Here is a 13,953-nt window from a genome sequence, read left to right as displayed (position 1 = left end):
CACTGTCGAAGGGCTGGCGGGTGTGGAGGTGCGGGACCGTCAGGGCGCCATGGATGGCGCCCACGAGCCCCCAGGGAAGGGTTTACGGCGCGTCCCGCACCTCCGCACCCGCCAGCCCAGCCGCCGCAGCCTGCAGACCACGCGTCTGCCCATTTAGCAGCCAGCACGCTGCGTGCACCCATCCGCGATAAACTGCGTTTTTCCCCTTGCAGGACCGTCTCCGGATGAGCTCACGCCACACCCTTTCCGTCGCCCTGATCCAGGAGCGCAACCACGGCGATGCCGAGGCCAATCTGGCCGTCATCGAAGCGCGCGTGGCTGAAGCGGCCGCACAGGGTGCCAAGCTGATCCTGCTGCAGGAACTGCACAACGGCGCGTACTTCTGCCAGCACGAGTCGGTCGATGAATTCGACTTGGCCGAGCCGATCCCGGGCCCGAGCACCGAGCGCCTGGGCGCGCTGGCGAAGAAGCACGGCGTGGTGATCGTCGGCTCGCTGTTCGAGCGCCGCGCTGCCGGGCTGTATCACAACACCGCGGTGGTCTTCGAAAAAGACGGCACCCTGCTCGGCAAGTACCGCAAGATGCACATCCCGGATGATCCGGGCTTCTACGAAAAGTTCTACTTCACCCCCGGCGATCTGGGCTTCACCCCGATCGATACCTCGGTGGGTCGCCTCGGCGTGCTCGTGTGCTGGGACCAGTGGTACCCGGAAGCCGCCCGCCTGATGGCGCTGGCCGGTGCCGAACTGCTGCTCTATCCCACCGCGATCGGCTGGGACCCGGATGACCAGCAGGACGAACAGGGCCGCCAGCGCGATGCGTGGGTGCTGAGCCACCGCGGCCATGCCGTGGCCAACGGCGTGCCGGTGCTGAGCTGCAACCGCGTCGGCCATGAGCCCTCGCCACTGGGCGCCTCGGGCATCGAGTTCTGGGGCAACAGCCACGTGCTTGGCCCGCAGGGTGAGTTCATCGCCGAAGCCGGTGGCGAGCCGACCGTGCTGGTCTGCGATGTCGACCTGCAGCGCAGCGAACACGTCCGCCGGATCTGGCCGTTCCTGCGCGATCGCCGGATCGACGCGTACGGCGATCTGCTCAAGCGCTACATCGACTGACCGACCAGGACGCCCCCACCGTGACCGTGCACCTGCGCGACGCCACCGATGCCGATATCGCGGCCATCACCGCGATCTATGCGGTGGAAGTGACCGACTTCGTCAACACCTACGAGTACGAGATCCCGGAGGCGGCGGAAATGCGCCGCCGCATGCAGGACATCGTCGGCCGCGGCTTTCCGTACATCGTGGCCGAGGTCGATGGCCAGGTGGCCGGCTATGCCTACGCCAATACCTATCGTGGCCGGATCGCCTACCAGTGGACCGTGGAGAATTCGGTCTATGTGGATGCGGCGTTCCAGGGCCGCGGGGTCGGCACCGCGCTGATGCAGGGCCTGATCGATGCCTGCGTCGCCCGCGGTTACCGGCAGATGGTGGCGGTGATCGGCGAGCCGACCAATACCGCCTCCATCAAACTGCACGAGCGTTTCGGTTTCCAGACCGTCGGCGTTTTCCGCGGCCTCGGCCGCAAGCATGGCCGCTGGCTGGACACTGTCCAGATGCAGCGCGCGCTCGGCGATGGTGCCGACAGCGCCCCTTCGAATGAATGATGCAATGACCGATACCCTGATTGACGCCGGCGACACCCTGTTCGCCGGCCAGCCCGTGCGCATTGTCGAACGCGATGGCGTGCGCTACACCCTGCTGGGCACCGCGCACGTCTCGCAGGCCAGCGTGGAAGCGGTGGAACGTGCGATCGAGAGTGGCCGCTTCGATGCGGTCGCGGTCGAACTGGACGCGCAGCGCCTGCAGGCACTGACCGATCCGGATGCGCTGGCCAAGCTGGACCTGGTCGAGGTGATCCGCAAGGGCCGCGTCGCCCTGTTCGCGGCCAATCTGGCCCTGGCCGCCTACCAGCGCCGCCTGGCCGAACAGCTCGAGATCGAGCCGGGCGCGGAGCTCAAGCGCGCGGTCACCCTGGCCAATGAACGCAATCTGCCGGTGCATCTGATCGACCGCGAGGTCGGGCTGACCTTCCGGCGTGCCTCGCAGCGCCTGGGCTTCTTCGGCAAGATCAAGCTGGTGATGGGCCTGGGCGCCGGCCTGTTCGCCTCCGAGGAAGTCGGCGAAGCCGAGATCGAGAAGCTCAAGCAGGGCGACATGCTCGAAGCCAGCTTCGGCGAGTTCGCCAGCGAGAGCCCTGCCCTGTACGAAACCATCATCGGCGAGCGCGACCGCTACATGGCCACCCGCCTGCGCGAAGTCCATGATCCTGCCCAGCGCGAAGTGCTGGCCGTGGTCGGTGCCGGTCATCTGGCCGGTCTGGCCAGGTACCTGGAAACCGACACCGACGCGCCGGGCCCGCTGCGCGAGTCGCTGGAAGACGTGCCGAAGAAGCGCAACATTCCGTGGATCACGCTGGCGATCCTGGCCATCGTGCTGACCGGTATCGGCGTGGGCTTCTACCGTGGCGGCCTGGGTGTCGGCAGCGAGCTGCTGGCGGTCTGGGCGATGTATACCGGCGGTCTGGCCGGCCTGGGCTGCCTGCTGGCGGGCAGCCACCCGCTGAGCATCCTGACCGCGATCGTGGTCGCGCCGTTCAAGCCGTTCCGGCTGAGCATCCCGACCGGTGCGTTCTCCGCGCTGGTGGAAGCGCGCCTGCGCAAGCCGGCGTACGAAGACTTCCTGAAGCTGCGCGACGATGCGCAGAGCGTCAGGGGCTGGTACCGCAACCGGGTGACCCGCGTGGTGCTGACCTTCATGCTGACCAACCTGGGCAGCATGCTGGGGCTGTGGCTGACCGGTTTCCAGGTGTGGCACAAAGTCGGCGCGTAGCGCCGCCTTCGTGCCGGGTACGCGCCAGCGCGCCGCGCTGCCGCCCCAAGGTTTGCTCCGCAAGCCTTGGGCCCCTCTTTCCGGCCTCCGCACCCCCGCCGCTTCGCGGCCGCCCCCGGACGCCGGGGGCTCTCCACCCGACGCACCGCCTGGGCCGGCCAATGGCCGGCACCTTCACTCGGGATTACGCCGCCTCGATCACGTCTGCACTGCCCTTCGGCGGCAGTCCACGCGCGCGCCGGATGATCCGCGATACCGCCGTACTCATGTCATCGAGCATCGCGTAGATGGTCGGCAGGAACAGCAGGCTGACCACGGTGGAGAACGCCAGGCCGCCGGCGATGGCGCGCGCCATCGGGTAGTACGGCGGCCCGTTGCCGAGCAGCTGGGTGTCGGTCATGGAGATCGGAATCATCGCCAGGATCGCGGTGCCCATCGTCATCATGATCGGGCGCAGGCGTTCGCGTGAGCCTTCCACCAAGGCCTGGGTCCGGCCCATGCCACGGCGGCGCAGGTTGTTGATGTGCTCGATCATCACGATGCCGTTGTTCACCACCACGCCCATCAACACCAGGATGCCGATGAAGGACATGATTCCGAACGAGGTCCCGGTGATCCAGAACAGCCAGAACACGCCGAAGATCGAGAACAGCACGCCACTCATGATCGCCGCCGGGAACAGCAGGGACTCGAACACCGCGGCCATCACCACGTAGATCATCACCAGCGCGATCACCAGATTGAACATCATCTGTGCCATCGCCTCGTTGTCGTCGCCGTAGTCGCCGCCATCGAAGCTGAAGGTGTAGCCGGCCGGGAAGCTCATCGGCTTGAGCATCTCCTCCATCGCCTTGCGGCCTTCCGGCACGGTGACCTTCTCGGCCAGGTTGGCCTTGATGGTCAGCGTGGTCTGCCGGTTGGTGCGGCCGATCTGCGTGGCCGAGGGCTTGATCGCCACATCGACCAGGCTCAGCAGCGGCACCGAGCGACCGTCGCCGGTGCGCACGGTGTAGCTGGCCAGGTCTTCCGGGCTGCTCTGCTCGGCACCGGCGAAGCGGACCCATACCGGCACTTCGCTGTCGCCGCGGCGGAACTCGCGCAGCGGCGCACCGCGCAGGGCCAGGCCGACGAAGCTGGCGACCTGCTCGGCGTTGAAGCCGAACGCGGCAGCGCGCTCGCGGTCGACGTGGATGGACAGCTCGCTGCCCTTCTCGCCGTTGTCGATGCGCACGTCGCGCAGTTCCTTGCGCTGGGCCAGCAGCGGCACGACTTCCTCACCGATCTCCTGCAGCATCTGGGTCGAGTCGCCGACCAGCTGCACCTGCACCTGGTTGTTGCCACTCCCGCCATTGCCCTCGCCCGAATTGCCGACCACGTAGTCGGCACGTGCGGAGCGCGGCAGGCCTTTGCGCAGCGCTTCCTGCACGGCCGGCATGTTCTTGGCATGCTCGGTGTCGAAGGTCACGATGGTGCTGCTGCCTTCCTGCTCGCTGTACCAGGAATACACCTGGGTGATGTGCAGCTGCGCGCGGTTGTCATCGAGGTAGCGTTCAACACGCGCTACTTCCTCGGACATCTGGCCGAAGGTATAGGCGCCCTTCCAGTTGTAGCCGATGAACACCTCGTGGCCACCCTCGCCCCCGAACATGTCGATCTTGGTCAGCTTCATCGGCACCAGGCTGACCAGCACCACCATCAGGATGCCGAACACGCTCCAGCCGCGGTGCTCCAGCGTCCACTGCAGCAGCGTGGCGTAGCGGCGCTGCAGGCGTGCGATCACGCCCGTCTCCGAATGCACCAGCTTGGGCGTCTGCATGCGCGCGGACAGCATCGGGATCAGGCTCACCGCCACCAGCCAGGAGGCCAGCAGCGAGACCGAGATCGTGATCGCGATCTGCGACATGAAGATGCTGATGTTGTTGGTCTCGCCGAACAGGTTCGGCACGAACACGATGCAGTGGCACAGGGTGCCGGCACTGAGCGCGATGGCCACGTTGCGGGTGCCGATGATCGAGGCCAGCCGTGGCTGGTCGGGCATGCGTTCGCGTTCCTGGTAGATGCTCTCCACCACCACCACGGCGTTGTCCACCAGCATCCCGACCGCCAGCAGCAGGCCCATCATGGTCAGGATGTTGAGGGTGACGCCGGCGAAATACATGAAGCCCAGCGTGATCACGAAACAGATCGGGATCGCCAGGGTCACCATCAGCGTGGACGGCCAGTGGCGAAGGAAGAAGAACAGCACCGTGATCGACAACAGCAGGCCCACCGCGCCGGCCTCGGCCAGCTCCAGCAGCGAGGACGTCACCATCTTGCCCTGGTTGTCGATCACCTTGATCTGCACATCGCGCATCGAGGGTTGCTTGCGGATCGCCTCGACCTCGGCCAGTGCCGCGCGCGAAACCTCGACCAGGTTGGCGCTGCGCTCCTTGAAGATATCCAGGCCCACGGCCGGGTTGCCGTCCAGGCGGCGGCCGTAGTTCATCCGGGTGGGCTTGAGCCGGATCTCGGCGATATCACCCAGGCGCAGACCCTTGTTGTCGATCACCAGGTCGCGCAGTTCCTGCAGGTCGGTGATCTCGCCGACCGGCTGGATGCGCACACGCTGGCCGTTGTCGTCGATCTGCCCGGCCGAGATCGAGAAGTTCAGCGTGCGCAGGCGGTCGCTGAGTTCGTTGATGCTCAGGTTGTGGGCAGTCAAGCGATCGGGGCTGATCGCGATCTCCACCTCGTTCGGCGGTGCGCCGGAGATGTTGACCCGGGCCACGCCGGGGATGCGCTCGATCCGCCGCTTGAACTCGCGGTCGAGCATGTCGTAGGCGCCGGTCAGGTCGGTGGCGCTGGCCAGGCGCACCTTCAGTACCGGGTCATCGCTGCTGGACCACTTGAACACGTTGTAGCGCTGCAGATCGTCCGGCAGGTCGCCGCGGATCGCATCGATGCGTTCCCGCGCATCCGAGGCCGCGATCGCGATGTCGCGGTCCCAGTCGGTGAACTCGATGAAGATGCTGGCGCCTTCGGAGGTGGCCGAGGAGCGCATGCGCTTGATCCCGGTCATCGTCGCCAGCGCTTCTTCGGTCGGCCGGATGATGTTGCGCTCGACCTCCTCGGGGGTGGAGCCGGTATACGGCACCTGCACGAACAGGAACGGGGCGGAGATGTCCGGCAGCGCTTCCAGCGGCAGCCGGAACGAGGCGATCAGGCCCACCACCGCCAACGACACAAAACACATGATCGTGGTGATCGGCCGGCGGATGGAGAACTCGGCAATGCTCATGCCGGCTCCCGGGCTGCGTCATGGCCGGTGCCGGCCAGCGGTGTCTTGAGGTGACGACCGCGCTCGCGGTAGTAGGCATCACCACGACGGTCGAGCAGGTCGTACACCACCGGAATCACCACCAGGGTCAGCAGGGTGGAGACCAGCAGGCCGCCGATCACGGTGATCGCCATCGGCGCGCGCACTTCCGCGCCCTCGCCCATCGCCACCGCCAGCGGCAGGAAGCCGAACAGCGTGCACAGCGTGGTCATGATGATCGGCCGCAGGCGTGAGCGTGCCCCTTCCACCAGGGCCTCGCGCTTGGGCACACCGGCCTCGCGCAGCTGGTTGACCTTGTCGATCAGGATGATCGCGTTCTTGGTCACCAGCCCCACCAGCAGGATCAGGCCGATGAACACCACCACCGAGATCGGCTTGCCGGTCAGCATCAGCGCCAGGATCGCGCCGACCAGGGCGAGCGGGATGGTGAACAGGATGACGAACGGGTGCAGCAGGGATTCGAACTGCGAGGCCATCACCAGGTAGACCAGGAAGATCGCCAGCCCGAAGGCGAAGACCAGCGAGCGTGCCGAGTCGGCCAGCTCCTCGCCCTGCCCGCCGATGTGCATGCCGACCCCGGCGCCCAGCGGCTGGCTGGCGACCATGTCCTGCACTTCGCGCACGGCGCCGCCCAGATCGATGTCCCGCAGGTTGGCCGAGACCACCGCCACGCGGGTCTGGTCGGCGCGGTGGATCTCGCTCGGGCCGTTGGTGGCGACCACCTCGGCGACCGCATCCAGCGTCACCGGCCGGGTGCTGCCCGGATTGACGATCAGCCGGCGGATGCTCTCCACGCTGGCCCGGTCACCTTCCTGGGCACGCACCAACACATCGATCTTGCGGTCGCGGAAGCTGTAGCGCGTAGCCACGTCGCCGCGCACCTTCTTGACGACCACATCGGCGATCTGCCGCGTGGTCAGGCCGAGCGCACCGGCGCGCTCCTGGTCGAAGCGGATCTGGATCTCCGGGAAGCCCTCTTCCACCGTGGATTTGACGTCGGCGTAGTGCGGGTTGTTGCGCAGCATCGCCGCCAGGGCTTTGCCAGCGGTTTCCAGCGTGGCCATGTCCTGGCCGCGCAGCTCCACTTCCAGCGGCGTGGAGAAGCTGAAGAGCGCCGGGCGGGCGAAGTCGACCTGCACCCCGGGGTGCTGCTGCATCGATTCGCGCAGCCGCTCGGTGATCGCCGCTTCGGTGCGCGCGTTGCCGCCACCGGCCATCACCACGGTCAGCTTGCCGATGTTCTCGCCACTCTCGGTCGGGCTGGCATCCAGGCGGGTGCCGCTGCCACTGACGCCATACAGCGAGGCGATGCTGTCGTCCTTGGCATGGGCGAGCTGCATCTCGCGGACCAGCGCATCGGTCTGCTTCAGCGGCGTACCGGCCGGCAGCTTGGCGGTCATTTCGAAGCGGTCCTGGGCCAGCTGCGGGATCAGATCCGCACCCAGCATCGGCACCAGCGCCATCGTGCCGACGAAGGCCAGCGCCGCCAGGCCCAGCACCTTGCCCGGATGATGCAGCGCACCCGGCAGCAGCTTGAGGTAACCGCGCTCGGCACCGGCGTACGGCTTCATCGCCACATCGCTGGCCTTGCGCATCACCGGCCCGATCACGGCCACCAGGCCGCGCCAGACGCGGATCACCGACCAGGCAATCCCGAAGCAGATCCAGCGCACGACCGTGCCCACGCCGCGGCGGCTGCCGGCGACCGGCTTCAGCCAACGGCTGTCCGGCTGCCACGGCTGATGCGCGGGCTCTTCCGGGAACGCCAGCGGCGGGCGGCCCTTCAGCGAGCTCAGCATCGGGATCAGGGTCATCGAGACCAGCAGCGAGATCGCGATCGCGATCGCCACGGTCAGCGCCTGGTCGCGGAACAGCTGGCCGGCGATGCCGTCCACGAACACCAGCGGCAGGAACACCGCGATGGTGGTCAGGGTCGAGGCGACCACGGCCATGCTCACTTCGCGGGTGCCGACAATGGCGGCCTGCAGGATGCTCAGGCCGCGCTCGCGCGCCTTGGCGATGCTCTCCAGCACCACGATGGAGTCATCCACCACCAGGCCGGTGGCCAGCGCCAGCCCACCCAGCGACATCACGTTCAAGCTCAGGCCCAGCTGGCCCATGAAGAAGAACGTGGTGATGATCGAGACCGGCAACGAGAGGCTGATCACGAACGTGCTCCAGCCATCGCGCAGGAACAGGAAGATGATCAGGATGGCGAGGATGCCGCCGATCACCGCGTCTTTCTTGACGTCGCTGATGGCATGTTCGATGAAGCGCGACTGGTCTTCGATCGTGGTCAGTTCGGCATCGCCGGGAACCTGGCCCTTGATCTGCTCCAGGCGCGCACGCAGCGCCTCGGCGGTCGACACCGTGTTGGCGTCGCCCTCCTTGTAGATCGCCAGCTCGACCGCTTCCTTGCCCCCGAGGCGGATGATCGCTTCGCGCTCCTTGTAGCCCTGGCGCACGGTGGCGATGTCCTTGAGCCGCACCGGCACGCCGTTGGCGATGTTGGTGGAGCTGCTGCTGGACGCACTCTGCGCGGCAGACGCAGCGGCCACGGCGGCATCCGAGCCGGTCGAGGCCGCGATCGCGAACATCTGCTGCATCGCTGCATCGGCGGCGCTGCCGTTGCTGCTCTGGGTGGTCACCAGCAGGTTGCGGATGTCCTCCAGATCGGCGAACTGGTTGACGGTACGCACCAGGTAACGCTGCGAGCCCTCCTCCAGGCGACCGCCGGAGATGTTGATGTTCTCTTCCTTGAGCCGCTTGATGACGTTGTCGATCGGCAGGTTGAGCTGGGCCAGCTTCTGCTGGTCGATGTCGACCTGGATCTCATCCTCCAGGCCACCACCGACCTTGACCGCGGCCACGCCGGCGACCGGCTCCAGCTTCTTCTTCAGGTCTTCATCGGCGTAGCGGCGCAGCTCGGTGAGCTGGCGCACGGCTTCGGCGTCGCTGGAGGTGTCGGTCCTGGCCGAGATCACCAGGCGCATGATCGGCTCGGTGGACGGATTGAAGCGCAGCAGCACCGGAGACTTCGCCTCCAGCGGCAGGTTCAGCGCTTCCATCTTGTCGCGCACCTCCAGGCTGGCCTGGTCCATGTTGGTGCCCCAGGCGAACTCGAGCACCACATCGCTCTGCCCGGTACGCGAGATCGACTTGAGCTTGCGCAGGTTCTTGACCACGCCGACGGCCTCTTCGACCGGCTCGGTGATCAGCGTTTCGATTTCCGCCGGGGCCGCACCGGTGTACTCGGTGCGCACGGTCAGGGTCGGGTAGCTCAGGTCGGGCAGCAGGTTGACCTTGAGGTTGCCCAGCGCGATGAAGCCGAACAGCATCAGCGTGACGGTGAACATCGCGATGGTCACGCGGCGGCGGGTGGCGAACTCCACCAGGCCGCCGCCGTGGGCACCCGGGCGCTCGCCCTGGTGCGGATCGTTGCCGTGGTCGTTGCCGGCCGCTGTCATTGACGGCTCTCCGCCTTGGCCGGTGCCGGTTTCGCAGCGGCGGTGGCGGCCGGCTTGGCGCCGATCACCTGCACCGCGGTGCCATCGCGCAGCGCGACCTTGCCGGCGGTGACGACCTGGTCACCCGCGGCCAGACCCTCGCGGATCTCCACCCAGGGGCCTTCGGCATACCCCAGCTTGACCGGCACCCGCGCGACCTTGCCATCGCGGACGCGGAACACCGCCGGCTCACCGTCGTCGAGCAGCGCCAGACGCGGCACCACCAGGGCGTCGGCACGCTGGTCATAGTCGATCCGGATGCGGCCGAACATGCCCGGCTGCAGGCCCTCGGCGTCTTCGCCGAATCCGCTGACCACGCGGAACGTGCCGCTGCCGGCATCGACCACCGGCGATATGCGGTCCACCGTGCCCGGGAAGGTCTTGCCCGGCAGCGCATCGGCGATCAGCGTGACCGGCTGGCCCGGGCGCAGCGTGGCCAGTTCGCGCTCGGGAACGTTGAGCGTGGCTTCCAGGCGCGAGTTGTCGACGATGCGGAAGATCGGCGTGTTGATCTGCACGAAATTGCCGGTCTTGATCGAGCGCGAGGCGATCACGCCCGAGATCGGTGCGATCACGGTGGTGTAGGACAGCTCCAGCGTGGCCAGGCGGTACTGCGCACGGACGTTCTCCAGGTCGTACTTGATCTGGTCGACGTCGGCGGCACTGACCATCTGTTGACCGACCAGTTTCTGGGCGCGCTGGTAGTTGTTCTCCAGCTTGCGCAGCTGCGCTTCGCTCTGGGCGACCGCCAGGCGTGCGCGGTCCGGGTCCAGCCGCACCAGCGGTTGCCCGGCACGCACCTGCTGGCCTTCTTCGACCAGTACCGCCAGCGCGACGCCGGAGGTCTTGGCGACCACCTGCGACTCACCCCGCGGCTCCAGTGCGGCGGTGCCGGTGTAACTGGCGGCGACGGCGCGACGGCTGGCGGCGACGGCTTCGACCGGCACGGCGTCGGCGGCCTTCTCGGCCTTGCCGTCTTTTTCAGCGGCCTGGGCTTCGGCTGGCCCGGCCCCGCCGCAGCCGCTGAGCAGCAGCGTCGTGGTGATCAGCAGTGCAGCGGCACAGCGTCCGGTGCGGCCGGGCAGGAAAGATTGTCGCGACATCGTCGTGTCCCTAAGGATGCGTGGGCAGGTGTGGTAGCAAAGTAATGCACCACGTCACGACCACACCATATCCCAAAGGTCATGGTGACCTGCGGCGATGGCTTCCCGGCCCCGGTTTCAGCTAGATGAAATCGCAGGCTATACTCGGCCCAGTTCCGTACCCCACGCCGGAACGACCAGACCCGTTTATCGGAAAAGGACATCATGCGCCCGCAGCCGCTCGCCGCTTGTCTCGTTCTGGCCGTCCTCCTGCCCCTCGGGGCCGCCGCACAGGCCGCAACACCCGCTCCTGCCGTACCCGCTACACCTGCTCCGGCCGCCACCGCGCCGGCGCCTGCCGCCGTCACCGGCCGCTTCGACAATGGCCGGGTGCTGGCCTACACGTGCCAGGGGTGCCACGGCATCACCGGGTACAAGAACGCCTACCCCAGCTACAAAGTGCCCAAGATCGGCGGGCAGACCCGTGAGTACCTCAGCCAGGCGCTGACCGAGTACCGCCACGGCAAACGCAAGCATCCAACGATGCAGGCGCAGTCGATGAGTTTCAGCGAACAGGAGATCGCCGATCTCGCTGTTTACCTGTCCACCGTCAAATAAGCGCGCTCATGTCGAAAGCCACGCCACTCCAGCGTTACGCCATCGCCCTGTCCGTTGCCCTGCTGATGACTGCGTGTTCGCAGTCACAGGTGGAGAACAGCGCAGATTCCGCCGCCGATCCGGGCCACGCCAGTGGTGAACACGGGTCCGGCTCCTCCGCCGGCCTGCCGGCCGGCCGCATCGCAGCCGGTGAGGCGCGTGCCCAGGTCAAGGGCAAAGCCACCGGCCAGAGCTGCATCGACTGCCACGGGGCGGACGGCAACAAGCCGATCGACCCGACCTACCCGAAACTGGGTGGGCAGTACGGGGATTACCTGGCGCACAGCCTGCAGGCCTACCGCGCGGGGGATCGCCAGCACGCGCTGATGACCCCGCAGGCGACCGACCTGAGCGATCAGGACATCGCCGATCTGGCTGCGTATTTCGGATCACGGCCGACCCAGCTGCGGGATCTGCACGGGTTGAAGTGACGGCGCAAGCCGTCACGTGTAGAGCCGATCGTTGGTCGGCTGCTTTCCGTCCGGCGCCATGAAGCCCTGAAAGGTAGTGCCGGCCGCTGGCCGGCTCCTCGGGATTCCCTGGAGCCGGCCAGCGGCCGGCGCTGGTCGGCTGCCATCAGCCACGCATGGCGTGGCTGCCCCTGCCCGGTTGCCGGATCAGGCGTCCAGCTCTTCCCAGCGCGCGTACGCGGCATCCAGTTCGGCCTGGACCTTGCCCAGCTGCTGGGTGTGCGCCGCCATGTCGGCAGCGCTGCGCTGATAGAACGCGGGGTCGTTCATCGCGGCGGTGAGGCCTTCGACGTCCTTCTCCAGCGTTTCGATCTTCAGCGGCAACTGCTCCAGCTCACGCGCGTCCTTGTAGCTCAGCTTGCGCTTCGGCTCGGCCGGCGCCGCCGCGGCAGCGGTCGCCGCAACGGGCTTGGCGGTCACCACCGGGGCGGACGCCGCCGCGGCGGCCACGCGTGCGGCATGGCGCTGCCAGTCGGTATAGCCGCCGACGTATTCGCCGACCACGCCGTCGCCTTCCATCACCATCGTGGAGGTCACCACGTTGTCCAGGAAGTCACGGTCATGGCTGACCAGCAGCAACGTGCCGGTGTAATCGCTCAGCAGCTCTTCGAGCAGCTCGAGGGTTTCCACGTCCAGGTCGTTGGTCGGTTCATCCATCACCAGCAGGTTGGACGGCTGCGCGAACAGCTTGGCCAGCAGCAGGCGGTTGCGCTCACCACCGGACAAACGGGTGATCGGCGCGCGGGCGCGCTCGGGCGAGAACAGGAAGTCCTGCAGGTAGGCATGCACGTGCTTGCGCTTGCCGTTGAACTCGATGAAATCGCGCCCCTCGGCCACGTTCTCGATCGCGGTCCAGTCTTCACGCAGCACCGCACGGTACTGATCGAAGTACGCGATCTGCAGGTTGGTACCGGCACGCACCTCACCGCTCTGCGGATGCAGGTCGCCCAGCAGCAGCTTGAGCAGCGTGGTCTTGCCGCTGCCGTTCGGCCCGATAAGGCCGATGCGGTCGCCGCGCAGAATGACGGTACTGAAATCCTTGACCATCACGCGCTCACCGAAGGCGAACGAGATGTCCTTGACGTCGATGACCTTCTTGCCCGAGTTCTCCGCCTGTGCGGCTTCCATGCGCACGTTGCCGCCAAGTTCGCGGCGCTGCGAGCGATCGTTGCGCATTGCCTTGAGGCGGCGCACACGGCCTTCGTCGCGGGTGCGGCGGGCCTTGATGCCCTGGCGGATCCAGATTTCTTCCTGGGCCAGCAGCTTGTCGAAGCGCGCGTTTTCCTGCGCCTGCGCGTTCATCCGCTCTTCGCGGCGACGCTCGTAGTTGGCCCAGTCGCCCGGCCAGCTGGTGACCTGGCCGCGGTCGATCTCGACGATGCGGGTGGCCAGTGCACGCAGGAAGCGACGGTCATGGGTGACGAACACCACGCTGCCGTTCCAGTTCTTGAGGAACATTTCGAGCCAGTCGATGGCTTCGATGTCCAGGTGGTTGGTCGGTTCGTCGAGCAGCAGCAGATCCGGCGAAGACACCAGCGCGCGGCCAAGCAGCACGCGGCGCTTCATGCCGCCGGACAGGCGCGCGAATTCGGCATCGCCGTCCAAGTCGAGCTTGGTCAGGGTTTCGCTGACGCGCTGGTCCAGGCCCCAGCCGTTGGCGGCGTCGATCTTGGCCTGCACGGCCGACAGCGCATCGCCGTCGAATTCTTCGGCCATGCTCAGGTGATGGAACTCGGCCAGCCACTGGCCCAGTTCGCCCAGGCCGTCGGCGACCACGTCGAAGACGCTGCCGGCGGCACCGTGCGGCACCTCCTGTTCCAGGCGGGTGATGCGCACCCCCTGCTGCACGCGGACTTCGCCGTCATCGGGCTTGTGATCGCCGGACAGCAGTTTGAGCAGGGTCGATTTGCCGGCGCCATTGCGCCCGATCAGGGCGATACGCTCGCCCGGCTCGATCGACAATTCGGCTTTTTCCAGCAACAGGGGGCCGCCGACGCTGAAGTCGACGTTTTGCAGAGTAATCAGAGGCATCCG

The 13,953-nt window shown here is 67.0% G+C and carries 9 protein-coding genes; 5 read left to right on the top strand and 4 right to left on the bottom strand.

Features of this window, described 5'->3' with window-relative positions; translation table 11 throughout:
- Positions 1–224 precede the first annotated feature (224 nt).
- The 3 genes from AB9O74_RS13475 to AB9O74_RS13465 are packed head-to-tail and all read left to right on the top strand — an operon-like array spanning position 225 to position 2,888.
- Positions 225–1,112 (top strand): carbon-nitrogen hydrolase, encoded by an 888-nt coding sequence (locus AB9O74_RS13475; RefSeq protein WP_369349601.1) that lies wholly within the window; start codon positions 225–227, stop codon positions 1,110–1,112.
- A 20-nt stretch (positions 1,113–1,132) separates the two neighbouring features.
- Entirely contained in the window at positions 1,133–1,663 is a 531-nt protein-coding gene (locus AB9O74_RS13470; protein WP_123729052.1) for a GNAT family N-acetyltransferase, read from the top strand.
- A gap of 4 nt (positions 1,664–1,667) precedes the next feature.
- The gene (locus AB9O74_RS13465) at positions 1,668–2,888 is read left to right on the top strand and encodes a TraB/GumN family protein (protein ID WP_369349600.1); all 1,221 of its coding nucleotides are present in this window, start codon (positions 1,668–1,670) and stop codon (positions 2,886–2,888) included.
- Positions 2,889–3,072: 184 nt separating this feature from the next.
- On the opposite strand, the gene AB9O74_RS13460 is transcribed toward AB9O74_RS13465, so the two are convergent.
- The 3 genes from AB9O74_RS13460 to AB9O74_RS13450 are packed head-to-tail and all read right to left on the bottom strand — an operon-like array spanning position 3,073 to position 10,813.
- The gene (locus AB9O74_RS13460; RefSeq protein ID WP_369349599.1) at positions 3,073–6,165 is read right to left on the bottom strand and encodes an efflux RND transporter permease subunit; all 3,093 of its coding nucleotides are present in this window, start codon (positions 6,163–6,165) and stop codon (positions 3,073–3,075) included.
- Complete coding sequence (locus AB9O74_RS13455) at positions 6,162–9,671, bottom strand: efflux RND transporter permease subunit (protein ID WP_369349598.1); 3,510 nt, start codon at positions 9,669–9,671, stop codon at positions 6,162–6,164. Before AB9O74_RS13455 ends, AB9O74_RS13460 begins: the two co-directional genes overlap by 4 nt.
- Positions 9,668–10,813, bottom strand: a complete 1,146-nt coding sequence (locus AB9O74_RS13450; protein WP_354274319.1) for an efflux RND transporter periplasmic adaptor subunit — start codon at positions 10,811–10,813, stop codon at positions 9,668–9,670. Before AB9O74_RS13450 ends, AB9O74_RS13455 begins: the two co-directional genes overlap by 4 nt.
- 204 nt (positions 10,814–11,017) lie before the next feature.
- Here AB9O74_RS13450 and AB9O74_RS13445 point away from each other — a divergent pair, with 204 nt between their 5' ends.
- Both AB9O74_RS13445 and AB9O74_RS13440 read left to right on the top strand, forming a co-directional pair.
- Positions 11,018–11,410, top strand: coding sequence for a c-type cytochrome (locus AB9O74_RS13445; RefSeq protein WP_019183109.1), 393 nt, complete (start codon positions 11,018–11,020; stop codon positions 11,408–11,410).
- Positions 11,411–11,418: 8 nt separating this feature from the next.
- A complete protein-coding gene (locus AB9O74_RS13440; RefSeq protein WP_019183110.1) occupies positions 11,419–11,880 on the top strand; it encodes a cytochrome c in 462 nt (153 codons plus the stop codon).
- A 186-nt stretch (positions 11,881–12,066) separates the two neighbouring features.
- On the opposite strand, the gene AB9O74_RS13435 is transcribed toward AB9O74_RS13440, so the two are convergent.
- Entirely contained in the window at positions 12,067–13,950 is a 1,884-nt protein-coding gene (locus AB9O74_RS13435) for an ATP-binding cassette domain-containing protein (protein ID WP_369349597.1), read from the bottom strand.
- Between the last annotated feature and the right edge of the window lie 3 nt (positions 13,951–13,953).

Origin of the sequence: Stenotrophomonas sp. JAG2, assembly GCF_041080745.1 — a bacterium.
Lineage (GTDB): Bacteria > Pseudomonadota > Gammaproteobacteria > Xanthomonadales > Xanthomonadaceae > Stenotrophomonas > Stenotrophomonas maltophilia_AA.
The sequence above is the reverse complement of the archived record's forward strand: the minus strand, read 5'-3'. Positions and strand labels throughout refer to the sequence as shown.

Coding starts and splice junctions, on each gene's coding strand:
- AB9O74_RS13475 (WP_369349601.1), top strand. CDS start 225: ATGAGCTCACGCCACACCCTTTCCGTCGCCCTGATCCAGGAGCGCAAC.
- AB9O74_RS13465 (WP_369349600.1), top strand. CDS start 1,668: ATGACCGATACCCTGATTGACGCCGGCGACACCCTGTTCGCCGGCCAG.
- AB9O74_RS13460 (WP_369349599.1), bottom strand. CDS start 6,165: ATGAGCATTGCCGAGTTCTCCATCCGCCGGCCGATCACCACGATCATG.
- AB9O74_RS13455 (WP_369349598.1), bottom strand. CDS start 9,671: ATGACAGCGGCCGGCAACGACCACGGCAACGATCCGCACCAGGGCGAG.
- AB9O74_RS13450 (WP_354274319.1), bottom strand. CDS start 10,813: ATGTCGCGACAATCTTTCCTGCCCGGCCGCACCGGACGCTGTGCCGCT.
- AB9O74_RS13445 (WP_019183109.1), top strand. CDS start 11,018: ATGCGCCCGCAGCCGCTCGCCGCTTGTCTCGTTCTGGCCGTCCTCCTG.
- AB9O74_RS13440 (WP_019183110.1), top strand. CDS start 11,419: ATGTCGAAAGCCACGCCACTCCAGCGTTACGCCATCGCCCTGTCCGTT.
- AB9O74_RS13435 (WP_369349597.1), bottom strand. CDS start 13,950: ATGCCTCTGATTACTCTGCAAAACGTCGACTTCAGCGTCGGCGGCCCC.